This is a genomic window from Spiribacter salilacus (assembly GCF_009649225.1).
In the GTDB taxonomy this organism is placed as follows: domain Bacteria; phylum Pseudomonadota; class Gammaproteobacteria; order Nitrococcales; family Nitrococcaceae; genus Spiribacter; species Spiribacter salilacus.
In genome coordinates this window covers 36,561-60,321 of sequence record NZ_WJPP01000005.1, presented here as the reverse complement: position 1 = coordinate 60,321, position 23,761 = coordinate 36,561, and the positions used below count along the sequence as shown (strand labels likewise).

Sequence of the window (23,761 nt, the reverse complement as noted above, 5' to 3'; positions counted from 1 at the left end):
TGGCATGATGGAGTGGATGGTTTGGACGCTGCCAACGGCCCTTTTCTTTGGGGTCATTGCCACCGGTTTACTGGGGATGACGATTTGGGAGGTGGTTTCTCCCACCATCGAGCGCAAAGGGTTTCTGCCGATCAGTACCACGCGCGGCGATCGTTTTTTTATCGGTTTACTCACCTCTGCCTATATTCATTTGGTGGTGGTTGGCTTTACCGATATCAGTCTTTGGTTGGCTCTGGGTGTTTCTATCGTCTGGATGGCGATTTTAATGCGTTGGGGTTAAGTCGAAGTGAGGAAGAGAGCCCTTTTAGGGGTTGCAATTCGTGCTAGAAAGCAACGAGGTAGTTATGAAAAGTAATAAAGCACTATGGTCAGCGCTGGCAGGGGGGCTTTTGCTCACGCCCGGTCTGTTGCTGGCAGATAATCATGATACAGACGCGGTCATCGAGCGTTTGGTTGACGAGGTATTCGTTAACTCCACGCTGACCCGTGAGGAGAAAATTGCAGAGCTAGAATGGTTTGCCGAAGCGGCCGAACCATTTCGTGGCATGGAGATTAATACGGTTGCAGAAGGCCTGACGACTCACGTTTATGAGCGTGATGTGCTGGCAGAAGCCTTTAGCGAGCTGACGGGAATTGATATCACCCATAACATCATCGGCGAAGGTGATGTGGTTGATACCATGCAAACCCAGATGCAGTCAGGTCGTAATATTTACGACGGTTTCATTAACGACTCTGATGCCATTGGTACGCATATTCGTTATGGCGTTACCGTTAACCTGTCAGAAGCCATGGAAAATGAGTGGGCAGATTACACCCTGCCAACACTTGATCTGGACGACTTTATTGGTCTTCAGTACACCACAGGCCCTGATGGCAGCGTTTATCAGTTGCCTGCACAGCAGTTTGCCAACCTCTATTGGTTCCGTTTGGACTGGTTCACCGATCCAGACCTGATGGCACAGTTTGAGGAGCTTTACGGCTACGAGCTGGGCGTGCCTACCAACTGGACGGCCTACGAGGAAATCGCTGAGTTCTTCACAGACCATGTTCAGGAAATTGATGGTGAGCGTGTTTATGGCCACATGGACTATGGCCGTCGTGATCCTTCCTTAGGTTGGCGCTTCCATGACTCCTGGCTCTCCATGGCGGGTATGGGTAGCCCCGGCGTGCCATTCGGTAATCCGGTTGATGACTGGGGCATTCGCGTAGATGAAAACAGCAACCCAGTGGGTGCTAGTGTTTCCCGCGGTGGTGCAACCAACTCGCCAGCGTCCGTGTTTGCCATGACCAAGGCTGTGGATTGGCTTGAAGCCTATGCACCGCCAGAGGCAGCGGGCATGACCTTTGGTGAAGCCGGCCCAGTACCTGCTGAGGGCAACATTGCTCAGCAGATCTTCTGGTACACCGCCTTTACTGCCGACATGGTCGACCCAAGCGTTGCGGTAACGGATGATGAGGGCAACCCGCTATGGCGGATGGCGCCATCACCCGTCGGTCCTTACTGGGAAGATGGCATGAAAGTTGGTTATCAGGACGTGGGTTCCTGGACCTTCTTTGAGTCTACGCCTGAAGATCGTCGCACCGCGGCATGGCTGTTTGCGCAGTTCACCGTGGCCAAGACCACCTCTTTGGAGAAGACCATTGCCGGTCTAACGCCAATTCGTGAGTCGGACATCTTCTCCGATCAAATGACGGAAATGGCACCGAAGCTGGCTGGCTTGGTGGAGTTCTATCGCAGCCCGAACGAGAGCTGGTGGACACCATCCAGCACGAACGTACCGGACTACCCACGTTTGGCCCCCTTGTGGTGGCAGAACCTGGCGCCGGTCATGAGTCGTGAGGTAACGCCGAAGGAAGGCCTGGATAACCTGGCCGCGGCAATCGATCGGACGATGGAGCGTCTGGCCCGTGCTGATGTGTTTGACACCTATGCACCGGTGCTCAACGACGAGCGTGATCCGGAGTACTGGCTGAGTCAGCCAGGTTCGCCTAAGGCGCGTTTGGAAAATGAGATGCCACAGGGCACCACGATGCCTTATGACGAAATGATGGAAGAGTGGATGTCAGCCGGTCAGCGCTAAGCGATGACCTAACCCAAGGGGCCTTCGGGCCCCTTTTTTTTGCCTGCCACTTTGACCCCCCCTCCGGGGGAGGGGTATAGTCGAATCATGAATAAAGAAATTGAACTCGAAATTACGGGAATGACTTGCGGCGGATGCGTTCGCCGCGCCGAACAAGCGCTGCTTGCCGTGCCGCAAGTTACTCAGGCTGATATTAATCTGGCAACGGGCCGAGCCACCCTGACTATCGCTCCCGATGCCGAGCGCCGCGAGGTGATTGCGGCGGCGGTTCAGGCGTTAGAGGAGGCAGGCTATCCGGCAGGCACTGAGGTGCTGAGCTTATCGCTCACGGGGCTAACGTGTGGTGGCTGCGTCAACGGTGTAGAAAAGGCCCTGCTGGCATTGCCGGGGGTGTTAGACGCCAGCGTTAATCTCGGTACCAGCAATGCCCGGGTGACCTATTTACCGCGAGAGGTCAGTCGCAGCGAGGCCGTGGCCGCCATCGAAGCAGCCGGTTATGGGGTAACTGATTCTGAAGTGGATGCGCCGGTAGATGCGGCTGCGGGATTACGCCGCCAAGTGCTGATTGCTGCGGCCTTTACCATTCCGCTGGTGATTATTGCGATGGGGCGCCACTTACCTGGTGGGCATGATTTTTTCCATCAGTGGATGCCCGAGCGTGCTTGGATAGCGGTGGAGTGGCTATTGGCCACACCGGTGGTGTTTTGGGCTGGCCGCGACTTTTTTATTCGCGGCTACAAGGAGCTCAGCCATTTTGCGCCCGCCATGAGTAGCCTAGTAATGATCGGTGCCGGTGCGGCGTATGTTTATTCTCTGCTTGCCTTGAGCGTGCCAGGGTTGTTTCCCGCCGGTACGGCATTGAGCTACTTTGAGGCCGCTGGCGTTATCATTACGCTCATCTTGGTGGGGCGCTATTTAGAGCAAATTGCCCGCGGCCGTACCTCAGAGGCTATTCGACGTCTGCTCAGTTTGCAGACGCCAACCGCGCGGGTTTGGCGTGATGGTGACTACACCGAAGTCGATATTGATGCCGTGCAAGCCGGTGATCAGGTATTAGTGCGCCCTGGAGAACGAATCCCGGTTGATGGTGAGGTGATTGAGGGACAGTCACGCATTGATGAGTCTATGATCTCGGGTGAGCCGGTGCCGGTATCTAAGGGTGAAGGAGACGAGGTAATTGCCGGTACGGTGAATGGCCAGGGCTCAATCACTTTTCGGGTTGTTCGGGTGGGCAAAGACACGGTGCTTGCTCAAATTATCGATTTGGTTGAGCGTGCGCAGGCCGAAAAACCGCCGATTCAGCAATTAGCTGACCGAATTGCCGGTGTTTTTGTGCCGATTGTGCTGGTAATTGCCACGCTAACCGCGGTCACATGGCTGAGCGTGGGTCCTGACCCGGTTCTGTCTTATGCTTTTGTGGCCTCGGTAAGCGTGCTGCTCATTGCCTGCCCTTGTGCGATGGGGCTGGCCACGCCCACCGCGGTGATGGTGGCCACTGGCAAGGGCGCTGAAAATGGCATGCTCATGCGCCGCGGCGCGGCGTTAGAAGCGCTGGCACGGGCTGACACCGTGGTGTTGGATAAAACCGGCACGCTCACAATCGGGCGCCCCCAGCTTACGGACCTTGAGGCATTAAACGGCAATGAGGCGGGTCTGCTTGCCCTGCTGGCAGCGGTGGAAAACCACAGTGAACACCCCATTGGTACGGCGGTTGTTGAGGCCGCCCGCGCTCGCGATATTGCCTTGCCCGCTGTAAGCGACTTTGCCGCAGAAGTTGGCTTTGGCGTGCACGCCAAAGTAGATGGGCAAATGGTGCAAGTGGGCGCGGCGCATTACATGGAAAAGCTGGGCATTGATGTGACGCCCGTGGCGGATACCGCTCAACGCTTGGCGGACCAGGCGCGCACCACCATTTATGTGGCAGTTGATGGCGCATTAATTGGTTTGGCTGCGGTGGCCGACCCCGCTCGCCCAGAAAGTGCGGCGGTTGTGGCGGCGCTCAAAAAGCGCGGCCTCAGCGTGGCCATGGTAACGGGTGATCAAGCGGCAACGGCCAATGCCGTGGCACGCAGCCTAGGGATTGATGAGGTGCTGGCGGGTGTGCTGCCCGACGGTAAGGCCACTGAAGTTGAAAGGCTGCAGGCCGAGGGGCGCCGTGTGATTTTTGTTGGCGATGGCATTAATGATGCCCCCGCACTGGCGCGTGCCGATGTAGGTGTTGCCATTGGCAGCGGTACCGATGTGGCCATTGAAGCGGCGGATGCCGTGCTCATGCGCGCAGATTTGTACGCATTGCGTGATGCCATTGATTTGGCTAGAAAAACCCATCGCGTGATTCGGGGTAATTTTGTGTGGGCCTATGGCTATAATGTGGCATTAATTCCGGTTGCGGCGGGCTTGTTATTTCCGCTAACCGGGTGGTTGCTCAACCCAATGGCAGCCTCGGCTGCCATGAGTGTTTCAAGTTTGTTTGTGTTAACCAATTCACTGCGGCTGCGGCGCTTTACGCCTCACCCATCTACCGGAGAACCCACCGATGAGCGAACTCGACGCCCATTGCCAGCTAGCGCTTGACCCCAAAGTCCGCGAGGCCGCCCGTCAACGGCTCATCTCCATTCGCGGTCATGTCGAGGGGATTTTGCGCATGCTTGAGCGTGAGGATATTTACTGTGTCGATGTGCTGCGTCAGCTTAAGGCGGTGGATGGTGCAGTGGCAAAAGTGGGCGATGCCGTGTTGCGTAGTCACCTACACCACCACGTGACCAGTGCTCAGTCACGCGGTGATGCCGATGAGATGGTAGATGAGCTTATGGAGATTTTGAAGTATCGCTAAGCGGCAGTCGCACATGCACGATGTCGCGATCCTCTGGATCGGTTTTTTGGCTAAAACCAAGCTGCTTGCATAACGACAGCATGGGTCGATTTTCACGCAGTACATCGCCGATGACCTGCTTAATACCCCGCTGCTTGGCATATTCAATGACTTGTTCCATTAAAATTCGCCCTAAGCCCAAGCGGGTCAGATCGTGACGAACAATAATGGAGTATTCCGCTTCCTCTCCATCGGGGTCGGAATTCAGATGCACCGCGCCGTAGAGCTCTGCTTTGCCAGGCACACCCGGTACTGTGATAATAAAAGCCATCTCTCGGTCGTAATCAATTTGCGTAAATCGGGCCGCCGCCATGTGGCTTAGGTGCTTCATGGGGGCAAAAAAGCGCAGGCGTATTTGCTCAGGCGTTAAGTGGGCAAAAGCGCGGTGCAGCGCAGGCTCATCCTCGGGCAGAATGGGTCTTAGCAAATAATCCTCGCCATTTTCTGCGGTAATAGTGCGCTCAAGCTCTCGCGGATAGGGGCGGATTGCTAAGCGCCGGGTACCCATTCCGTTTTCACCAATGCGCACTCGTGCATCTAGCGCTACCACGCCGCTATCGGATGCTAAAAGCGGGTTAATATCGAGTTCTTTGACCTCTGAGAAGTCTGTGGCAATTTGCGCGATGCGGGTCAACGTTAACGCAATCATATCCAAATCAGCGGGGGCTTGAGAGCGATAGCCTTTGAGCTGCCGGTAAATACGGGTTTGGCGCATCATCTCGTGGGCCAGTTTAAGATTAAGCGGCGGCAGACCGAGGGCCTGATCGCGAATCACCTCTACGGCCGTGCCGCCCTGGCCGAATAACACAACGGGCCCAAACTGGGCATCATCAGTAACACCCACAATCAGCTCCCAAGCGCCGGCGCGTTTGGCCATAGGCTGTACGCTAAAGCCTTGTAATGCAGCATCAGGGTAAGTTTCTGTAACGCGGCGCTGCATGGCCTCTGCGGCTTGCTTGACCGCCTCGGCGTTTTCTAAATCGAGCACCACGCCGCCAACGTCACTTTTATGGGTGATATCGCGGGAGAGAATTTTAATGGCCGCAGGAAAGCCGAGTCGCTCTGCGGCTTGTGCCGCGGCCTCAGGGTCAGCCGCTACTTCAGTTGGCACAATCTCTACCCCATACGCCGCCAGTAATTGCTTGGCCTCAGGTTCTGAGAGAATTTCTCTTCCGTCGGCGCTGGCTTGGTCAATTAAGTCCCTGGCGGCTGCATAATCTGGCGTAAACACCTCGGGTACCGAAGGGGGTGTTTCAAGTAACTGGGCCTGGTTACGCTTGTATTCAACCATGTGCATAAACGCCCGCACCGCGCCCTCTGGCGTGCTGTAGGTGGGTACATGCGCCTCGCTAAAGCGCCGACGGGCGGCCTCAGCGGTATATTGCCCAACCCAAGAGGTAAACAATGCGGGTCGGGGTATGCCGGGTTTGCCGGGGCGATTTTTCTCAGCAATGACGGCCTCGGCGGCTTCCATACTGTCGGCAACTGCGGTGGGGCAGTTAAGCACCAAGATGGCATCGCTTTCATGCTGCTCGGTTAATACGCGCAACGCATCGGCATAGCGTTTGCCAGAAGCATCGCCAATGATATCGACTGGATTGCCATGCGACCAAGTTGGCGGCAGCACAGCATTGAGCGCCTCAACAACCGACTCTGGCAAATCCGCCAGTTCGCCGCCTTGGGCAATGAGGGTATCGGCCGCTAGCACGCCAATGCCGCCGCCATTGGTTAAAATGGTAAGGGCATCGCCTTGCGGTAGTTCGGCGGATGACAGTGTTTCTACCGCATCAAATAGCTCGCCCAGGGTATCTACCCGCAGCATACCGGCCCGGCGAAATGCCACGTCATAAACCGCATCAGAACCGGCAAGCGCACCGGTATGCGACGCTGCCGCCTGAGCACTGGCCGCATGTCGGCCAGCTTTAACCACGATAACGGGTTTCATACGGGCTGCCGCCCGGGCGGCCGACATAAACTTGCGCGCGTCGGTTACCGATTCCATGTACAACAGAATGGCGCGGGTGTGCTGATCATTGGCCAAATAATCAATGGTGTCGCCAAAGTCGACATCGGCCATGCTGCCCAACGAAATTAAATGGGAAAAACCAATTTTGCGGCGCTGCGCCCAGTCGAGCACCGAGGTAACCACCGCGCCCGATTGCGTGGCAAAGGCGATATGGCCCTTGGGTGGTGAGATATGCGCAAAACTGGCATTAAGCCCAATACCGGGCACCAATACGCCCAAACAGTTGGGGCCGATAATGCGCGTGAGGTGCGGCTTGGCCGCTGCAAGCATCTGATCACGCAATGCCATGCCAGTTTCATTATTACCCTCGCCAAAGCCGGCAGTAATCACGATAACACCACGGGTGCCGCGCTCGGCAAGCTCTTTAACCAAGCCCGGCACCGTATCAGGCGGCGTGCAAATGACCGCTAAATCAGGCGTGATCGGCAGGGCGCTGACATCGGGATAACATAAAACGCCCTCGATGGATTCATGCTTGGGGTTAACCGGCATGACCGGGCCGCCAAAGCCGCCATGAAAAAGATTACGGGCTAGCACTGCGCCCACAGATCCCTGTCGGCGGCTGACCCCGATAACCGCAATGGATTTGGGTTTAAAGATGGCGTTGAGATTGCGAATGGTCATATCAAACCCCTGATCGCCGCATTAATGCTGCATAGCAACATTGTAGCGCATCAAGATGTCAGTTGCTTGATAGCCCGGCCAAAATTAACGGTAATGTGATGGCGGCCGCGGCCGTTTGAAAGGTCAGTAGGCCAGAGACGAGCGTGTAGTCACCGCCCAGCTGGCGCGCCAGAATATAGGCCGAGGTAGCGGCCGGTAAGGCTAAAAAGAGTACTAAAATTTCGGTTTCTAGGGGTTGCAAGCCCAGTGCCAGTGCAATGCCCCAGCCTATCAGTGGCAATATCACCAACTTAATTAAACTGCTGCTTAAGATGGGGGCGATATCTTGGCGTAAACGCCGAAACTGCAGCCCCGCGCCCACACTCATCAACCCCAGTGGCACGGCGGCACTGCCTAAAATCTCTAATAGCCGATTGGCGATGCCCGGTACGCCCAGCCCCGTTAAATTGAGCGTCAAACCGATTACACAGCCTAAAATCAGCGGATTACTGATGAGGCTTTTTGTCACAGCGCCTGGCGTGGTGTGACGATCGGCACAGCGTGTAAGCACCAAAACGCAGGCCACGTTGAGTAACGGAATAAACAGCGCAATCACGAGTGCGGCGGTTGGCATGGCCGCTGGCCCCATCACGCTTAGCACAATGGCGATGCCCAAATACGTGTTAAAGCGCAGCGCGCCTTGATAGACAGAACTCAGCGCAGGCCCGGTGAGGTGGAGCAATGGGCGCAGCGCAAAGACAAGCGCGCTGCCGGCAGCCAGCGCTAATGTGAGCGCTAAAAACAAGGGCAGCAGGCGGGCTGCATCAAGCGCGGCATTGCCCAGACTGCTAATCAGTAGCGCTGGGAAGAAAACAAAGTAAATCAGCCGCTCAAGCGCTGGCCAAAAAGCATCGCCAGGAAAATGGGCACGGCGCAGGGCCGCTCCGATTAAAATCACCACAAATAAAGGCAGCAAGGCGGTAAGAATGGCGGCAACAGGCATCATACGCCTTCTGCCGGGGCATGCTCTAAACCCGAGAGCTGCACGCCCAGCAAGCGAACGGCGCGATGCAGCGTATGGGCAAACAGACAGTGATGAACGCTGCTTGCCAGCGCTGTAAACTCAGCACTGGCCTGGCCGAGTGTTTGTGAGCGGGTATGCGTGGTGAAGTCGCGATAGCGCAGCTTCACGGTTACCGTGCGCGCGCGCAGGCCACTGTGGCAAAGCCGGCCATGCACTTCTTTAAGCATTTGCTCGGCCTCATGCGCTAATCGCCCGCTGCTGCGGCAGTCTTGCTGAAACGTACGCTCCCGACCAATGGATTTGCGAACGCGCTCGGTTTGTACCGGGCGGTCGTCTTCGCCGCGCGCGGCCTGCTGCAAAGAAATGGTATGACTGGGGCTGAACTCACGGCTTAGCTCAAGCGGGTCTGCTGCGGCTAATTGGCCGATATGGGTGATACCTAAGGCGGCTAAGCGCTCGGCCGTGCGGGGCCCCACGCCATGTAGGGTTCTCACGGGCAGCGGCCAAATTTTTTCAGGCACATCAGCAATGGTTAGCAGGGTCAGCCCATCGGGTTTTTCAAGATCAGAAGCAATTTTAGCGAGCAGGCGGTTGGGTCCGATGCCTACCGAGGCAACCAGCCCCGTTGCGCTGAGAATATCGGCTTTAAGCTGTGCGCCAATCTGCAGTGGATCTTCTGGGCGATGGCTAATGTCGAGATACGCCTCATCAAGCCCCACAGCCTGTCGCACGGGGCTGACCTGATCGAGCACGGTAAATACCTGTGTGGAGGCGGCGCGATAGGCGGCAAAATCGACGGGCAAAAAAACCGCATTTGGGCAGAGGCGATGCGCCGTGCGCAGGGCCATGCCAGAGTGAATGCCGTGCACCCGCGCCTCATACGTGGCGGTTGAAACAACGCCGCGTTGAGTGGGGTCGCCGCGGCCACCCACCACAACGGGTTGGCCTTTTAGCTCAGGTTGTCGACGCAGCTCAACGGCGGCAAAAAACGCATCCATATCAACATGGAGGATGGTGCGGCTCATCGCAAATCGGTTAGGAAGCGCTCTTCCCACGCATTGATGTCGTTTTCACGCAGCACGGCCATCATGCGCGTATGGCGGCGTTGGCGCTCAGGCCTTGGCATAGCAAGCGCTTGATTAAGCCCGGCAGCAATCGCATCGATGTCGTAAGGGTTAATTAGGACTGCATCATCCAGCTCAGCAGCAGCACCGGCCAGTTCAGAGAGCACAAGCACGCCTGGGTCTTCAGGGTCTTGCGAGGTCACAAATTCTTTGGCAACCAGGTTCATCCCATCACGAATGGGGGTAACCAGACCCACGCGTGCAGCTCGATACAGGCCCATAATCGAACCGCGAGCAAAGGTTTTATTTAAATAATGCAGGGGCGCCCAATCGATATCGCCGTAGGTGCCATTAATATGGCCGCTCAGGCCCTCTAGCCGCGCCCGCAAATCGGCATATTCGCTGATGCTGCTGCGCGATAGGCTGGCAATTTGCATCATGACCGTTTGCCCGCGACGGTGCGCGTAGTCTTTGAGCAACAGCTCAAATGCGCGTAAGCGCTGCTCAAGGCCCTTGGAGTAGTCTAGCCGGTCAACGCCAATAATCAGATCCCGATCACCCAGCCCCTGCACTAAGCGGCGAACGCGGGGGGCCAGTACAGTACGTTCGGCCAGTTGGGCCAGTTCATCGACATCAACGCCCACAGGGTACACGCCGGTTTGTAAGTTGCGGTTGCGATGCCGCAGCTGCCCGGGTTGTCGGCAGAGCGCACCCACGGCGCGATTGGCCGATTCCTCAAAGGCATGTTGGTCGTTTTCTGTTTGAAACCCGAGTAGATCAAAGCGACAAAGGTCTTCAATGAGCTGCCGATGCCCAGGTATGGCACGCAGAACATCGTAGTCGGGAAATGGAATATGCAAAAAGAACCCGATTCGATTGGTCACCCCGCGATCGCGTAACTCGCGGGCCAGGGGCATTAAGTGATAGTCGTGAATCCACACGATGTCATCGGGTGAGAGCAGCGGTGTAAGGGCGTCGGCAAATAGGGCATTCACACGCGCATAGCCTTCTGCGTAATGCCGGTGATAGTCCATGGCGCCTAAGTTAAAGTGAAAAACCGGCCAAATAACGGTGTTGGAATAACCGAGGTAATAGTCGTCGTAGTCGGTGCGCGCTAAAGGCAGGGTGGCATATTCAATGCCCTCGTGAGTGGTGAGTTTGGGTCGGCTAATGGGGCCTTGGCTTAGCTGCCCGTTCCACCCAAACCACATGCCGCCGCGGCGTTTGAGTGCGCCGCTCAGGGCAACCGTTAAACCACCCGCTTGAGGCTGGTTAGAGCGTGGTGTCGGAACTCGGTTCGAGACAACCACTAGTCGGCTCATAGCGCTTCCTCCCACGATCGGCTCAGGCGCACCGCTGCGTTAATTAACCCGACCATACTGTAGGTCTGCGGGAAGTTGCCCCAAAGCTCACCGCTTTGGGTGTCTAAATCTTCAGAAAGCAGACCCAGCTTGGTGCGATGCGTGAGCATATTTTCGAGTAACTGTCTGGCTTCGTCTTGGCGGCCAATTGCTGCTAGTGCATCGATAAACCAAAACGTGCAAATGTTAAAGGCGTTTTCTGGCAGGCCAAAATCATCTTCTGCGGCATAGCGAAAAAGATGATCGCCGCGGCGCAAATGCCGCTCAATGGCCTCGACCGTGCCCACAAATCGCGGGTCATCGGCGGCCAAAAAGCCTAAGTCATGCATGATGAGCAGGCTGGCATCCATGGTGTTGCCACCAAAGGTTTCGGTAAACGCCCCTTCGGTTTCGTTCCAAGCGGCTTTGCAGATATGTGCGTGCATTCGCTCGGCTTCGTTTTGCCAACGACGGGCATCGGCATCAAGCCCCAACCGCTCGGCAATGCGCCGCAACCGATCGCAGGCCGCCCAGCACATCATGGCCGAATAGGTATGCACGCGTGCTCGACCGCGGTACTCCCAAATGCCGGCATCGGGCTGATCATAGAGTTGAGCGGCGGCATCACCGAGTGGGCAGAGCCGATGGTAAAGGCTTTTATCGCCAGGGCGCTCAAGGCGTTCATCAAAAAAGGCCTGCGTGGCAGCAAGGATGACCGTGCCGTAAACATCATGCTGGTTTTGACGATACGCATCGTTGCCCACGCGTACTGGGCCCATGCCGCGGTATCCGGTCATCGACTCTGCAATCGTCTCTTCGATGCGGCTTTCCCCACCAATGCCATAAAGCGGCTGCAGGCGTTGCTCTGTGCTGGCTGCCACAATGTTAATGATGTAGCGCAAAAATCCTTCCATGGTGCGTGTGGCGCCCAGCCGGTTGAGTGCGTGCACGGTAAAATAGGCATCGCGCAGCCAGCAATAGCGATAGTCCCAATTACGCTCGCTATTCGCCGCCTCTGGAATGGAGGTGGTGAACGCGGCAATTACCGCGCCGGTATCTTCGTAAGCCGATAATTTGAGGGTAATGGCGGCTCTAATTACCGGGCCTTGCCATTCAAACGGAACGGCAAGTGAGCGTGTCCAGTCACGCCAGTGTTGCTCGGTCAGTTCAAGAAAGCGCCGCCCCATGTCATCCACCGAGTCTTTAACGCTTTCATCGGGCCCAACGATAAAGGTAAGCGTGTTATCAACCATAAAGGGGTGCTCATCGAGCACATGGGTGAGGGCTGCGTTTGTGGTTACTCTAAGAACCTGCTCACGCCGTAAGAAGCGAATATGGTTGCTGCCACGGGTGATTTCTGGGCGCTCACCGTTCCAGCCCATCGCGGGGCGAAGGCGCACACGAATGACCGGATTGCCGCGCAATACCTCAACCCGCCTTACGATCATAACGGGTCGATAATAGCGGCCAAATTGACGAAACCGCGGGCAGAAATCCGTAATTCTCAGCACGCCGCCATGCTGGTCGGTGAGCTCGGTACACAGAATGGCCGTGTTGCGAAGATAGTACTGACGCGATTCTTGTTGATTGCAGAGTTCAATCGCAAAGTAGCCCTGATCGCGCGTATCCACTAATTGGCTAAAGGCCGGCTCTGCATCAAAGCGTGGTAGGCAAGACCACACAATCGTGCCCTGTTTATTGATGAGTGCGGCGATTTGGCAATTGCCAACAACGCCCAGTTCAAGATTTACAGGCTGCTCAGCCATTCTAACGCCTCATTAACGGTGTCGATTTTATACTGCGCCACAGTGTGTGGTGCATCACCCACGCGGATTGAGTGGCCGCCGAGTTCGTTGACGGCGGCAAATGCGTCTTCATCGGTTGTGTCATCGCCAACAAATACCGGCGTTCGGCCCTTAAACGGTGGCTCTGCCATATAGGTTTTAACGACTGTGCCCTTGTGCTGACTGCTCGGTTTAAGCTCCACGAGTTGTTTGCCCTTTTGCAGAATAAATTCATTACCCAGGGCTTTTTGTTCAGCAGCAAGCAGTGCTTCGGCGGCAGGGCCGGCCGTGGGCGCATTACGAAAATGCAGAGCCAGTGCATTGCCCTTATCCTCCCATACCGTGCCGGGGTGTGCTGCCACAAACTCACGAATGGCGTTACGGGCTTGGGCAAACTCGGCGGTACGGTCAACCGCCTGATAGAGCTGGCCTTCGGCATCGCGTCGCTCTAAACCATGAATACCCGCCATTGCCGGCAAGGCGCCATCGAGCAAAGCATCTAAACCCACCAGGCTACGCCCAGAGACAATGGCAATGGCGCCGTTGAGTCGGCGCGCTAAATTGCGCAACAGTGCGGGTAGCTCAGGCGGCACAATAACGGCATCGGGGTGTTCGGCAATTTCAACCAAGGTGCCATCAAAATCCAGAAATAAAGCCCAATCGGGTTGTGCAGCGGGTGGTGCGTTCACAGTTGCGTTAGCCGTCCCATCATGTTCTCCCTAGAAGTTATGATAGTAAGACTACCATTGTCGCTGGCTTGACGTGGCGTGATTGCCCACTGAAACTGATGGGTTATGCCAACTCTTTTAATAGGAATACGTTGAGATTGTGAAAACCTTACTTGAAGCGGTGCCGCCTGAGCTTCACCGCGGGCCCGCTGCCGTTGATGCGGTAGTGGCGCATGTGGCTGCCGTGCATGCCGATTTCCCCTTAGATGGCGTTAACATTCCAGAGATTCATGAAGAGCCTTCGCGCAGTAGCAAAGGTGAGCGACACAAGCCGTTTGCACCACGCATGGCGCCGCGTGAGCTTGCGTATGTGATTCAAGAGCAACTAGGGGTGCCCTGTATGATTAACCGGGTGGTGGTCACAACACCCGCAGATCAGCTGGTGGATTGGGCTAACGAGACCTGGGAGCGCTATGGCATTAACCAATTTGTGCTGGTGGGTGGTGGGCTAAGCAATCAGGCCTATGTGGGGCCATCGGTTACGCAGGCTAATCAGTTATTACGCGAGCACGCTGCCATTGATGCCCTACGCATCGGCAACATCTGCATTCCTTCTCGCGATGGCGAAGTGGCGCGTCTGCAAGCAAAAACCGACGCCGGTGCCGATTTTTTTACCACCCAAATTTTATATGAAGCAGACGATTTGCAGGCTGTGTTGACGGGGCTTGACGAGACATCCGGCCCCACCCCAGATGATCTTTGGGTAGCGCTGTGCCCCGCGCGTACGTTGCGTAATATTCGGTTTTTGCTGTGGCTTGGGGTGAATATCCCTGATGCGCTAGAGGCCTGGTTAATTGAGGCGCCTGATGAGGTGCTGGAGCGGTCACTAGCGCAAATCAAGCGTGTCTGGCAAAGTCTGAGCCAAGACCGAGCCGCTCGTATTCGCCCAGCGCTCGGAATTAACTTGGCGCCCATTGGCGCAATTCCCACCGACGTCACGGTAGGGCTAGCAAAGGAATTGGCAGCAATATGACCGCATTAACCCTGCATGAGCTTATGGCGCGGTTTCCCCGTTCGGGTCATCTTGAGTGGATCGGTGTGCGCCCGGCGCGTCGCGCTCCGCTTGAGGTGCTGGAGGCCGCTGAGGTTAACGCCGGCGGGTTAGTGGGTGATCGTTATGCCGGGCGCAGCGGCAAGCGAGCCATTACGTTAATTCAGGCAGAGCATCTGCCGGTAATTGCCGCCTTGGCTGGCGTGGCCTCAGTAGACCCGGGGCTGTTACGTCGCAATTTAGTCGTCAGCGGAATTAATCTGTATGCCTTGCGCAAAAGCCGTTTTCGGATTGGCGCGGTGCTGCTCGAGGGAACGGGCGTCTGTGATCCATGCTCGCACATGGAAGAAGCGCTGGGCGAAGGCGGTTACAATGCGATGCGCGGGCATGGCGGTATCACCGCGCGTGTGCTTGAGCCGGGTGCAATCGCACTAGGTAATGCAGTGGCAGCGGTGGCATCTGAGGAGGTCTGAGAGATGACGGATTTAGGGCGCATTTTTCGTCGCGTGGGTTGGATCTTTTTAGCCATCGCCGTCAATATTGTGGTGATTGGTGTAGGCGCGTTGTGGTTAGAAGCCGGGCAGGCCGGCATTGAGGCATTGTTTGACCCGGCTAATGCCTGGATTTGGCTAACCACGGCTTTAACGTTTGCACCGGCAGTTGGCAGCTTTTATGCATCATGGCTATTTAATCGTCGTAGCGCGGAATAACTTTGCCAGGATTCAGTCGCCCCTCGGGGTCTAGTGCCAATTTAATGGCGCGCATCAGTGATTGCTCCACCGGGTCTTTGAGGCGTGACACTTCATTGGGCTTTAGTTGCCCCACGCCATGCTCGGCCGCAAACGAGCCGTGATGGCGCATCACAATATCGTTTACCACGCCGGCTAGCTCCTCCCAGCGTGCTAAAAACTGCTCTGCGCTCATGTTTTTTGGCTGGCTTAAATTAAAATGCAGATTGCCATCGCCAATATGCCCAAAGGGGCAAAGCCGAACCCCCTGGCAATGCTGTTCGATGGCGGCTGAGGCCGCGTCGATAAAGGCCGGTAAGGCCGAAATGGGCACTGAGATATCGTTCTTTATACTCGCGCCCGCGCCTTTTTGGGCGCCGGGAATGCTATTGCGTAAGCGCCAAAAGTCAGCCGCTTCGTCTGCCGAACGGGCCACACGGTAATCACCCACATCAGAGGCATCTGCTAACGCCCGCTCGAGTCGCTTACTTAAGTCGACCGCGGCAGCGCTGCTACCCAGCTCAACAAGTAAGTACCAATGATGCGCGGCAGGCAGCGGTTCATGGCAGTTGGGGGCGTAATCGACGGCAAAGCCGAGTGCCTGGCGGCTCATCACCTCTGCGCTGGTCATGGTATCGCCACTGGCTTGGCGTAAATGTGAAAAAAGCTGTACCGCATCGGCCATGCTGGCTAGCCCCACAATGGCGGTGGCCCGGCAGCGCAAAGCAGGAAACAGCTTAAGCGTGGCGGCAGTGATAATGCCTAAAGTTCCCTCAGAGCCAATAAACAGATCGCGCAAGGCGTAGCCGCTATTGTCTTTGCGCAGGCCCGTGAGACCATGCCAGATTTGCCCATCCGCCAATACCACCTCTAGGCCTAAGGCAAGCTCGCGTGCATTGCCATACCGCAGCACATTCATGCCGCCGGCGTTAGTGGCCAAGTTGCCGCCAATTTGGCAGTCACGCTCAGCGGCATAGCTGAGCGGGAATAACCGATCGGCAGCGGTTGCTGCCTCTTGCAGAGCGCTTAAACGACAACCCGCCTCAGCCGTAATCGTGAAATTTTCGGCATCGAGCAGACGAATTTTATTAAGCCGCTCTAGCGATAAAATTACGCTGTGGGGGTCGTCGTCTAAAGCGGCAGCGCCACCGCACAGCCCCGTATTGCCCCCTTGGGGAATAACGTTAAGTTGCTGCGTTTGGCATTGCCGCATTGCGGCGGCTACCTCTTGGGTGCTGCCCGGGGTGAGTACGGCTGCAACGCGGCGTCCGGCAAATCGCCCGCGTCGCTCCTGCAGGTAGGGCGCCGTTTGCTCTGGCGTGCTGAGCACATTGTCAGCACCCAGAATGGTTTTTAATGGGGTAAGCGCGTTATCGATCATACCCCTACTATAACCACATGCGTGCTAACGCGCGCAGTGGGAAAATGGCTGTCCAAATACCGAGGGCAAGTACCGCAAGACCAGCCACTCGACGAAATCCTTTATGCCCAAAAAATTGCGCAAGCCTGCCACCGGCAATGCCGATTAATGCCATAGCCGGTACGGTACCCACCCCAAAGGCGAGCATGAAAGCCGCGCCGCCTGTTGGGCTGCCGGTGCCGGCCGCGGCCAGGGCCATCGCATAAACTAAACCGCAAGGCAGCCAACCCCACAGTGTGCCGAGCATAAAGGCGGTACCGGGGTTGGTAACGGGCATAAAGCGCTGTGCGACGGGCGCGATATGCTGCCAGAGCCTTAAACCAACACGCTCGATGGGCGCTAATAGGTTGCGATCGAGCATAAGCTGTAAGCCAACAACAATGACCAGCGCGGCGGCAAAAAGTCTTAATAGTGGGGCGGCTGAGCCCAGGCCCTGTCCAATGCCAGCCCCAATCAATCCGGCAATGGCGCCGATTAGCGCATAGCTGGCAATGCGTCCAAAGTTATAGCCAAACACACAGGCCACGCCGCGCCCACCCGGTGCCGCCGTGCCACCCAGCGCAGCGGCAATGCCGCCGCACATACCAATGCAATGACTACTGCCGGCCAAACCAGCAATCAGGCCGGCAATGAGCGTGGGGTCTGGTGTGCCCATATTCATGGTGAGTCCTTAGGGTCCTTAGGGGGTTTAGATTCGTCGTCTAATAAAATGCGCCAGGCCGGGCTGTCTAAATCGTCATATTGCCCATTGCCCACCGCCCAAAAAAAGGCGATTACCGCAATGGCCAGCAGGACAAGGCCCAGTGGCAATAGCACAAATAAGATATTCATGATGCGCTCCTTGAGAGCCGAAGTGCATTGCCGACCACTAATAACGAGCTTGCCGACATGCCAAGCGCGGCTGCCCATGGGGGGATCATGCCCAGCGCCGCTAAGGGCAGTGCACAAGCATTATAACTGGCTGCCCAAATCAGATTTTGGCGGATGATACGACGCGTTCGTTTGGCCACGGCCAGCCCGGGGGCAAGGGCGCTGAGCCGCTCACCGGCCAGCAGCAAGTCGGCATTACCATGCGCAATGGCGGCGCCGCTACCAAGGGCGATGGCCACATCGGCCCCGGCAAGAACGGGCGCATCATTAATGCCATCGCCAACCATTGCAACGGGCGCGGTTTGCCGATAGGTCTCAAGCAGGGCTAGTTTGCCAGCTGGGTCTAGGCCGGCTTTCCAGTCGTCGATATCCAGTTGTTGAGCAACGGCCGCCACAGCAGGGGCAGCATCGCCGCTGGCAATGCTCACATGCACCCCGGCCGCACGAAGGTCTCGAATTGCTTCGGCGGCATCGTCTCGAATGGCATCAGTGAGTTCAAAGCGGGCAATCAGGCCATGTTGGTCGCCTAAGAAAATAATGGTGCTGGCGGCAGCATCCGTTGCGGGAGGTGCAGATTGGCTTAACTCACTCACCCAATCGGGCCGGCCAAGGCGTAGCGACTGATTGTTTAGGGTGGCCGTTACGCCTAAGCCAGGGTGGCTTTCAATCGCTTTTACCTCGGCATGCCGCGGCTGACCATCAAAAGCACGGGCCAGGGGATGCCCGGCTTCCGCCTCCATCGCCGCGGCAATGGCGATGCTTTGCTCAGTAGAGAGTGGGGCAAAACAGTGGGTGTCCGTTAAGCGAATGCGCCCGGCGGTGAGGGTGCCGGTTTTATCGAAGACCACATGGCGAATGCGCACCAGGCGCTCAATCGCATCAGCTCGGGCCACCAGCAGCCCGTCTCGCGCCAAGCGACCCGTGGCGTTGACCAATGCGGCGGGTGTGGCCAGTGAAAGTGCGCAGGGGCAGGTCACCACTAAAACGGCGAGGGTGATTTCAAAGGCGCGTTCAGGAGCAATTTGTAGCCATATTGCGCCTGTGATGGAGGCGGCAATGAGTAAGGTGACCACAAAAATACGGGCCACTCGGTCGGCAAGGCGGGCGATATGCGGTCGTTCAGCCTGAGCCCGTTCTAAAAGGCGCATCACCGAGGCAACTACGGTATCCGCCCCAATTTGAGTGACCTCAATATCAATGGCGCCGTTGGTGTTGGTGCTGCCGCCAATGACCGCATCGCCAATTTGCCGTGCCTGCGGCATAGACTCACCGGTTAGCAGTGATTCATCAACATGCGTACGCCCTGAGACGATGCGGCCATCGGTAGGAATGGCCTCGCCCGGGCGAATACGCAATGTATCGCCAATCGATAAGGCAGCCAGAGCAACGCGTTCTTCTCCTTGAGCGCTAAGGCGTAGGGCGGTGGCGGGCAGGAGTCGCCCCAACGCAATGCTCGCGCGCCCTGCCCGTTGCCGTGCCATGAGCTCTAAGAATCGGGCAATCGTCAAAAAGAAGGTGAACATGGTAACCGAGTCAAAATAGACTTCGCCCTGGCCAATAAATACATGCCAAACGCTAAAGGTGTATGCACCGCCAATTGCCAGCGAAACCGGTACATCCATGCCAGGCCGCCCCGCACGCAAATCACGCACAGCGCCGCGATAAAACGGAAAAGCGGCATACAGCGCCACCGGCGTTGCTACAATGGCACTAACCCAGCGCAGAAGGGTTTCAAATTGCGGATCCATGCCAGCATGAATGGCGCCGGCATATAGCCCAACGGCATACATCATGACTTGCATCATGCCCAGGCCAGCCACGGCAAGCCGACGGATGGCGGCGCGTTGTTCGCGCAAAGCGGCGGAGTCTTGTTCTCCGGGGGCCAGCGGGTGAGGCTGATAGCCTAAATGATCCAGCTTACGCAACAGCACAGAAAGCGGTACCTGGGCCGGATCCCAAGTAACAACCGCGCGTGCAGAGGCCGGGTTAACGCTGACCTGCTGCACCCCCGGCACTTGGCCAAGTAAGTTTTCGATTAACCAGCCGCAGGCAGAGCAGCGTATCCCTTCAATGAGTAAGACCAATTCGCGGTGGCCATTATCGAGCTTGCGCACCAGCGGTTGTTGGGCTTTGTCGCTATCCCATGCGTTCCAGTCATCTTGAGCCGGCTCGGGGCGCGGCGCGGCTGCTGTGCGATAGCGGTAGAAATCCTCAAGCCCGGCGCCGGCGATAAGGGCGGCAACCGCCGCACAGCCGCTACAGCACACAGGCTTTGGCTGGCTGTTAATTATGACCGGTGGCGGTGGATGCGGCGGGAGCGGGTCGCCACAATGGAAACAGGCCTCGCTCACAGGGGTGATTCGCGGTACGGATGCAGGTGAACCTGAGTATTCCCCGCAGCGATCTGCCCCTCTAGTCGCCATGTTTCTTGCAAATCGGCCACCACCAAGTAATGCCTGTCTTGCAATGCGTTGGGCAGACGGCCTTGATACTGCCCGCCATCTACACGAACTAACTCAATTTGTTGGTCACGATCAGCCAATGTGGCATGTGCAAGGGTCAGGCGAATTTGCTGCGGGTTATCGTGCAGCCCCGTTAAGGTTACGCTGACGGTGCCGCCGGCGGCTGGCAGTGTGACATCCGCCTCAATTTCCCGATATTTAGCATCGGCCCGGGCGGCACTGGTGCTTTGGTAGCCAAGCCCCACTTTAGAGAAATCACCGGTAACCAAGTTATCCAGGTTTTTATTAGCGATGGTGATGAGCAAAATGCCCGTGCAAATAGCAATCAGGGGCGGTGTAAAAACAAACCACGCCCAAAATTGCCGATAGCCCGGTTTGGGTGAACGCATGGGTGAGGTGGTCATTTGAGATTCTCCTAACGGCCAAGTGGCGTACGAAAACGCGTGGTTTCGCTAGTGGTTATGGTTTTTTCGCCCACGCTTTGCGCGGTAACGGTCACGTCATCTCCGCCCACGCCCTGTGCATAGATCGGGTCAAGCTGAATACGTGCGGCCAGCGTGCGGGTTTCACCCGCGCCTAATGTGACCTCGGTGGGCTCGGTTTCAAGCATCACGTTTTCTGGCCCGCTAGCGCTAAACACGAATGTCTGCGCATCACGCGACATATTGGTTAATTTGATGGTGTAGCTGTTTTCGATCAGCCCCTCAACCGTCTCGCGATATAGCGTGTTGCGATCGGTCAGAATGTCTAGGCGGACGGGCTCGCGCAGTACCAGCCCCGTGGTGCCAGCGGCAAGCAGCGCCAGCAATAGCACGGTGTATAAAATGGTGCGTGGGCGAATAACACGACTGGGCTTGCCCTCGAGCGCATTTTCAGTGGTATACCGCACCAGCCCGCGCGGATACTCCATTTTGTCCATCACTTGATCGCAGGCATCAATGCAGGCGCCACAGGCGATACATTCGTATTGCAGACCTTTGCGAATATCGATGCCGGTGGGGCAGACCTGTACGCAGAGATTGCAGTCGATGCAGTCGCCAAGGCCGCGGGTTTTAGGGTCAATGCCGCGTTTGCGCCCACCGCGTGGCTCACCGCGCGCCTCATCGTATGAGATGACCAACGTTTCACGGTCAAACATCGCACCCTGAAAACGGGCGTAGGGGCACATGTAAAGGCAGACTTGTTCGCGCAAAAATCCGGCATTGCCGTAGGTAGCAAAGCCATAGAAAAGGCTCCAAAACGTCTCCCATGGCCCCAGCTCAAAAGCCACCGCGCGGGTAAGTAGGTCATCGATGGGCACAAAAAAGCCGACAAAGGTAAAGCCAGTCCATAAGGCAAAACTCAGCCACAGAACCTGCTTTGCACTTTTACGCAGAATTTTTTCGGCATTCCAGGGGCCTTTATCGAGTTTCATGCGCTTGGCGCGTTTGCCCTCAGTCCACTGCTCCATCCAGAGGAAGACTTCGGTCCACACCGTTTGTGGGCAGGCATAACCACACCAAACGCGCCCGGCCAGAGCGGTAACGTAGAAAAGGGCCACCGCGCTGACAATCAACAATAAGGTGAGGTAAACAAAATCTTGCGGCCAAAAGGTTAGCCAAAGAATATGAAATTGCCGTGCGGGCAAATCAAAAAGCACCGCTGGGTTACCGTCAATTCGTAGCCACGGCACAATGTAGAACAGGCCCAGCAGCAGAAATACCTTGAGCTTGCGGATGTTTTGATACCGCCCTTTGATCTCCCTTGGGTAGACCTTCTCATGGGCTGCATACATCGAGTCTATGGGTGGTTGTGCACTCATGCGCGCGGCGGCCTTGCAAGTAGCACGCTTACCGCACTGGATAATGCGGCCACCGCCCAAAACATTAAAAAGCCAATGCTATAACCCGCCGTGCGGCTAATTTCCCAGTTTGGGACGGTTTGTAAACGCAGGGTTTCCGGATCGATCCCAGAGAAAAAAAGCAGGGTTGCAATGCCAGCCGCTAAAAATGCTGGCCATAAGCAAATCCCAACGAGCCAAGCGCGGCTTGGGGGGTAGGGAGTGCGATCCACTGATGTCTCAGCGTGCGGCAAGCTCGTCATCGCTGTTCTCCTCACCGCCGGAAAGGCGGTAAACGTAGGCAGTTACCAAATGCACGCGATTTTCGCCAAGCGATTCGGCAAAGGCGGGCATGATGCCGTTTCTGCCCTGGTTGAGTGTTTCGGTAATCGCGGCCAGCGAGCCACCGTAAAGCCAGGTATTGTCAGTTAAATTAGGAGCGCCCAAGGCTTCGTTACCTTTGCCCTCTGCCCCGTGGCAGGCAATGCAGAGCGTTTGATAATGCTCCCGCCCGGCGGCCACGAGCCGCGCCGGGGCTTCACGCCCGCTTAAGGAATACACATAGGCTGCGGTGGCCTCTAATTCGGTTTCACTTAACGCGGCGGCAAAGGCGGGCATCACGGCTTGACGGCCGTTAATTAGGGTGTGCCTAATCGCCTCTGGGCTTCCGCCCCACTGCCAAACACCGTCAGAGAGATTGGGGTAACCGCGGGCGCCGCGTCCGTCTGATCCATGGCAGGTGGCGCAGTTATTCGCAAAGAGTCGCCCCGCAGTGGCCATTGCTTCAGAGTCGCTTGCAAGCGTAGGCACGGGAATTTCCGCATAGGCGGCATAGATCGGCTCGAAGCGCTCTTCAGCCGCGGCCATTTCTGCCTCGTAAAGCCCATACTGACTCCAACCAAGCAGCCCTTTGAAATTTCCAAGGCCGGGAAAGAAAAGCAGATACGCCAAGCCAAATACAATGGTGATGTAGAACAACCACAGCCACCAGCGGGGCATGGGGTTGTTGTATTCAGTTAAATCGCCATCCCAAACATGGCCGGTGGTTTCATGAGCGGCTGCCTCACCGGCGCGCGGCTTTGCCGTCCAGCGAATTAACCACCAGCAGGCAAATATGTTGCCCAAGGTGAGCACGATAATAAAAAGGCTCCAGAACAGGCTCATGACCGCTCTCCCTTGTCATTATTTTTTTCTGATTGAATCGGCTCGTCTTCCCTTAATGGCAGCTGAGCGGCTTCGTCAAAATCTTTACGACGCTTGCTGCTGAAGGCCCATACAACGATGCCAAGAAAGATCACGAGCAATAGCGTGGTGAAAATGCCACTAACCATTAGTTGGCTCCTCCAGGCACACCGAGCCCCTGTAGATAGGCAATCAAGGCCTCCATTTCGGTAACACCCTCAAGCGCGTCAGCCGCAGCAATATCTTCTTCGGTGTAGGGCACACCCAAATACTTTTGCTGAGCTCTCATGCTGCGGGCCACTTGTTCAGCGTTGACGGTGCGCTCAGCAAGCCAGGGGTAGGCCGGCATGTTCGATTGCGGCACCACATCGCGAGGGTTAATCAGATGCACGTAATGCCAATCATCGGTATACACCCCGCCCACGCGAGCCAGATCCGGCCCGGTGCGCTTGGAGCCCCATTGGAAGGGGCGGTCATACACAAAGTCTCCGGCTACCGAGTAATCGCCATAGCGTTCGGTTTCGGCGCGGAAGGGGCGGATTTGCTGTGAATGGCAGCCATAGCAGCCTTCGCTGACATACACATCGCGGCCAGCAAACTCAATGGCCGGGTAGGGCTCAACACCGGGCGCAGGCTCGGTGGTGTCACGCGCATACATCAGCGGCACAATTTCAACTAAGCCACCAATACTAATCACGATCAAAATGAGCACGGCCATCAGGCCAATATTTTTTTCAACGACTTCATGAGACATAGCGCAACTC

At 56.6% G+C, this 23,761-nt stretch carries 23 protein-coding genes; 7 read left to right on the top strand and 16 right to left on the bottom strand.

The window, feature by feature from the left end:
• The first annotated feature begins 4 nt into the window (after positions 1–4).
• From GH984_RS09655 to GH984_RS09640, 4 genes are all read left to right on the top strand, one after another.
• Positions 5–280, top strand: a complete 276-nt coding sequence (locus GH984_RS09655) for a DUF2160 domain-containing protein (protein WP_172973215.1) — start codon at positions 5–7, stop codon at positions 278–280.
• A gap of 64 nt (positions 281–344) precedes the next feature.
• Positions 345–2,084, top strand: coding sequence for an ABC transporter substrate-binding protein (locus tag GH984_RS09650; protein ID WP_153720013.1), 1,740 nt, complete (start codon positions 345–347; stop codon positions 2,082–2,084).
• An 87-nt stretch (positions 2,085–2,171) separates the two neighbouring features.
• The gene (locus GH984_RS09645) at positions 2,172–4,658 is read left to right on the top strand and encodes a heavy metal translocating P-type ATPase (protein WP_153720012.1); all 2,487 of its coding nucleotides are present in this window, start codon (positions 2,172–2,174) and stop codon (positions 4,656–4,658) included.
• Positions 4,621–4,917 carry a metal-sensitive transcriptional regulator gene (locus tag GH984_RS09640; RefSeq protein ID WP_153720011.1) on the top strand — a complete coding sequence of 99 codons (297 nt, stop codon included), beginning with the start codon at positions 4,621–4,623 and terminating at the stop codon, positions 4,915–4,917. The genes GH984_RS09645 and GH984_RS09640 overlap by 38 nt, the downstream gene beginning before the upstream one ends.
• On the opposite strand, the gene GH984_RS09635 is transcribed toward GH984_RS09640, so the two are convergent.
• From GH984_RS09635 to otsB, 6 genes are read right to left on the bottom strand one after another with little or no spacing between them, the layout of a single operon-like run.
• Positions 4,892–7,606: a bifunctional acetate--CoA ligase family protein/GNAT family N-acetyltransferase gene (locus GH984_RS09635; protein WP_153720010.1), complete on the bottom strand. Its 2,715-nt coding sequence runs from the start codon at positions 7,604–7,606 to the stop codon at positions 4,892–4,894. The genes GH984_RS09640 and GH984_RS09635 overlap by 26 nt on opposite strands.
• A 58-nt stretch (positions 7,607–7,664) precedes the next feature.
• Positions 7,665–8,591, bottom strand: a complete 927-nt coding sequence (locus tag GH984_RS09630; protein WP_153720009.1) for an AEC family transporter — start codon at positions 8,589–8,591, stop codon at positions 7,665–7,667.
• Positions 8,588–9,634, bottom strand: a complete 1,047-nt coding sequence (locus GH984_RS09625; RefSeq protein ID WP_153720008.1) for a DNA polymerase IV — start codon at positions 9,632–9,634, stop codon at positions 8,588–8,590. Before GH984_RS09625 ends, GH984_RS09630 begins: the two co-directional genes overlap by 4 nt.
• The gene (locus tag GH984_RS09620) at positions 9,631–10,995 is read right to left on the bottom strand and encodes an alpha,alpha-trehalose-phosphate synthase (UDP-forming) (RefSeq protein ID WP_153720007.1); all 1,365 of its coding nucleotides are present in this window, start codon (positions 10,993–10,995) and stop codon (positions 9,631–9,633) included. Before GH984_RS09620 ends, GH984_RS09625 begins: the two co-directional genes overlap by 4 nt.
• The gene (locus GH984_RS09615; RefSeq protein ID WP_153720006.1) at positions 10,992–12,779 is read right to left on the bottom strand and encodes a glycoside hydrolase family 15 protein; all 1,788 of its coding nucleotides are present in this window, start codon (positions 12,777–12,779) and stop codon (positions 10,992–10,994) included. Before GH984_RS09615 ends, GH984_RS09620 begins: the two co-directional genes overlap by 4 nt.
• A complete protein-coding gene (otsB, locus tag GH984_RS09610; RefSeq protein ID WP_153720005.1) occupies positions 12,761–13,486 on the bottom strand; it encodes a trehalose-phosphatase in 726 nt (241 codons plus the stop codon). Before otsB ends, GH984_RS09615 begins: the two co-directional genes overlap by 19 nt.
• 139 nt (positions 13,487–13,625) lie before the next feature.
• Here otsB and GH984_RS09605 point away from each other — a divergent pair, with 139 nt between their 5' ends.
• From GH984_RS09605 to GH984_RS09595, 3 genes are read left to right on the top strand one after another with little or no spacing between them, the layout of a single operon-like run.
• Positions 13,626–14,498 (top strand): mycobacterial-type methylenetetrahydrofolate reductase, encoded by an 873-nt coding sequence (locus tag GH984_RS09605; RefSeq protein WP_369692039.1) that lies wholly within the window; start codon positions 13,626–13,628, stop codon positions 14,496–14,498.
• A complete protein-coding gene (locus GH984_RS09600; RefSeq protein WP_153720004.1) occupies positions 14,495–14,989 on the top strand; it encodes an MOSC domain-containing protein in 495 nt (164 codons plus the stop codon). Before GH984_RS09605 ends, GH984_RS09600 begins: the two co-directional genes overlap by 4 nt.
• A 3-nt stretch (positions 14,990–14,992) precedes the next feature.
• Positions 14,993–15,226: a hypothetical protein gene (locus tag GH984_RS09595; protein ID WP_153720003.1), complete on the top strand. Its 234-nt coding sequence runs from the start codon at positions 14,993–14,995 to the stop codon at positions 15,224–15,226.
• On the opposite strand, the gene GH984_RS09590 is transcribed toward GH984_RS09595, so the two are convergent.
• From GH984_RS09590 to ccoO, 10 genes are read right to left on the bottom strand one after another with little or no spacing between them, the layout of a single operon-like run.
• Complete coding sequence (locus GH984_RS09590; RefSeq protein WP_153720002.1) at positions 15,204–16,625, bottom strand: FAD-binding oxidoreductase; 1,422 nt, start codon at positions 16,623–16,625, stop codon at positions 15,204–15,206. The two genes, GH984_RS09595 and GH984_RS09590, sit on opposite strands and share 23 nt — an antisense overlap.
• Positions 16,626–16,632: 7 nt before the next feature.
• The gene (locus GH984_RS09585) at positions 16,633–17,325 is read right to left on the bottom strand and encodes a sulfite exporter TauE/SafE family protein (protein ID WP_153720001.1); all 693 of its coding nucleotides are present in this window, start codon (positions 17,323–17,325) and stop codon (positions 16,633–16,635) included.
• Positions 17,322–17,495 carry a cbb3-type cytochrome oxidase assembly protein CcoS gene (gene ccoS, locus GH984_RS09580; protein ID WP_153720000.1) on the bottom strand — a complete coding sequence of 58 codons (174 nt, stop codon included), beginning with the start codon at positions 17,493–17,495 and terminating at the stop codon, positions 17,322–17,324. Before ccoS ends, GH984_RS09585 begins: the two co-directional genes overlap by 4 nt.
• Positions 17,492–19,885, bottom strand: coding sequence for a heavy metal translocating P-type ATPase (locus GH984_RS09575; RefSeq protein ID WP_172973214.1), 2,394 nt, complete (start codon positions 19,883–19,885; stop codon positions 17,492–17,494). Before GH984_RS09575 ends, ccoS begins: the two co-directional genes overlap by 4 nt.
• Positions 19,882–20,400 carry a FixH family protein gene (locus tag GH984_RS09570; protein WP_153719998.1) on the bottom strand — a complete coding sequence of 173 codons (519 nt, stop codon included), beginning with the start codon at positions 20,398–20,400 and terminating at the stop codon, positions 19,882–19,884. The genes GH984_RS09575 and GH984_RS09570 overlap by 4 nt, the downstream gene beginning before the upstream one ends.
• An 11-nt stretch (positions 20,401–20,411) precedes the next feature.
• Positions 20,412–21,797, bottom strand: coding sequence for a cytochrome c oxidase accessory protein CcoG (gene ccoG / locus GH984_RS09565; protein ID WP_153719997.1), 1,386 nt, complete (start codon positions 21,795–21,797; stop codon positions 20,412–20,414).
• Positions 21,794–22,078: a hypothetical protein gene (locus tag GH984_RS09560; RefSeq protein ID WP_253939205.1), complete on the bottom strand. Its 285-nt coding sequence runs from the start codon at positions 22,076–22,078 to the stop codon at positions 21,794–21,796. Before GH984_RS09560 ends, ccoG begins: the two co-directional genes overlap by 4 nt.
• Positions 22,056–22,979 carry a cytochrome-c oxidase, cbb3-type subunit III gene (ccoP, locus tag GH984_RS09555; protein ID WP_153719996.1) on the bottom strand — a complete coding sequence of 308 codons (924 nt, stop codon included), beginning with the start codon at positions 22,977–22,979 and terminating at the stop codon, positions 22,056–22,058. The genes GH984_RS09560 and ccoP overlap by 23 nt, the downstream gene beginning before the upstream one ends.
• Positions 22,976–23,146, bottom strand: a complete 171-nt coding sequence (locus GH984_RS09550) for a cbb3-type cytochrome oxidase subunit 3 (protein WP_153719995.1) — start codon at positions 23,144–23,146, stop codon at positions 22,976–22,978. Before GH984_RS09550 ends, ccoP begins: the two co-directional genes overlap by 4 nt.
• Positions 23,146–23,751, bottom strand: a complete 606-nt coding sequence (gene ccoO / locus GH984_RS09545; RefSeq protein WP_153719994.1) for a cytochrome-c oxidase, cbb3-type subunit II — start codon at positions 23,749–23,751, stop codon at positions 23,146–23,148. Before ccoO ends, GH984_RS09550 begins: the two co-directional genes overlap by 1 nt.
• Positions 23,752–23,761 lie beyond the last annotated feature (10 nt).

What these genes read in the sequence shown, in the direction of transcription:
- GH984_RS09655 (WP_172973215.1), top strand. Translation starts at nt 5, where the DNA reads ATGATGGAGTGGATGGTTTGGACGCTGCCAACGGCCCTTTTCTTTGGG.
- GH984_RS09650 (WP_153720013.1), top strand. Translation starts at nt 345, where the DNA reads ATGAAAAGTAATAAAGCACTATGGTCAGCGCTGGCAGGGGGGCTTTTG.
- GH984_RS09645 (WP_153720012.1), top strand. Translation starts at nt 2,172, where the DNA reads ATGAATAAAGAAATTGAACTCGAAATTACGGGAATGACTTGCGGCGGA.
- GH984_RS09640 (WP_153720011.1), top strand. Translation starts at nt 4,621, where the DNA reads ATGAGCGAACTCGACGCCCATTGCCAGCTAGCGCTTGACCCCAAAGTC.
- GH984_RS09635 (WP_153720010.1), bottom strand. Translation starts at nt 7,606, where the DNA reads ATGACCATTCGCAATCTCAACGCCATCTTTAAACCCAAATCCATTGCG.
- GH984_RS09630 (WP_153720009.1), bottom strand. Translation starts at nt 8,591, where the DNA reads ATGATGCCTGTTGCCGCCATTCTTACCGCCTTGCTGCCTTTATTTGTG.
- GH984_RS09625 (WP_153720008.1), bottom strand. Translation starts at nt 9,634, where the DNA reads ATGAGCCGCACCATCCTCCATGTTGATATGGATGCGTTTTTTGCCGCC.
- GH984_RS09620 (WP_153720007.1), bottom strand. Translation starts at nt 10,995, where the DNA reads ATGAGCCGACTAGTGGTTGTCTCGAACCGAGTTCCGACACCACGCTCT.
- GH984_RS09615 (WP_153720006.1), bottom strand. Translation starts at nt 12,779, where the DNA reads ATGGCTGAGCAGCCTGTAAATCTTGAACTGGGCGTTGTTGGCAATTGC.
- GH984_RS09600 (WP_153720004.1), top strand. Translation starts at nt 14,495, where the DNA reads ATGACCGCATTAACCCTGCATGAGCTTATGGCGCGGTTTCCCCGTTCG.
- GH984_RS09595 (WP_153720003.1), top strand. Translation starts at nt 14,993, where the DNA reads ATGACGGATTTAGGGCGCATTTTTCGTCGCGTGGGTTGGATCTTTTTA.
- GH984_RS09590 (WP_153720002.1), bottom strand. Translation starts at nt 16,625, where the DNA reads ATGATCGATAACGCGCTTACCCCATTAAAAACCATTCTGGGTGCTGAC.
- GH984_RS09585 (WP_153720001.1), bottom strand. Translation starts at nt 17,325, where the DNA reads ATGAATATGGGCACACCAGACCCCACGCTCATTGCCGGCCTGATTGCT.
- ccoS (WP_153720000.1), bottom strand. Translation starts at nt 17,495, where the DNA reads ATGAATATCTTATTTGTGCTATTGCCACTGGGCCTTGTCCTGCTGGCC.
- GH984_RS09570 (WP_153719998.1), bottom strand. Translation starts at nt 20,400, where the DNA reads ATGACCACCTCACCCATGCGTTCACCCAAACCGGGCTATCGGCAATTT.
- ccoG (WP_153719997.1), bottom strand. Translation starts at nt 21,797, where the DNA reads ATGAGTGCACAACCACCCATAGACTCGATGTATGCAGCCCATGAGAAG.
- GH984_RS09560 (WP_253939205.1), bottom strand. Translation starts at nt 22,078, where the DNA reads ATGACGAGCTTGCCGCACGCTGAGACATCAGTGGATCGCACTCCCTAC.
- ccoP (WP_153719996.1), bottom strand. Translation starts at nt 22,979, where the DNA reads ATGAGCCTGTTCTGGAGCCTTTTTATTATCGTGCTCACCTTGGGCAAC.
- GH984_RS09550 (WP_153719995.1), bottom strand. Translation starts at nt 23,146, where the DNA reads ATGGTTAGTGGCATTTTCACCACGCTATTGCTCGTGATCTTTCTTGGC.
- ccoO (WP_153719994.1), bottom strand. Translation starts at nt 23,751, where the DNA reads ATGTCTCATGAAGTCGTTGAAAAAAATATTGGCCTGATGGCCGTGCTC.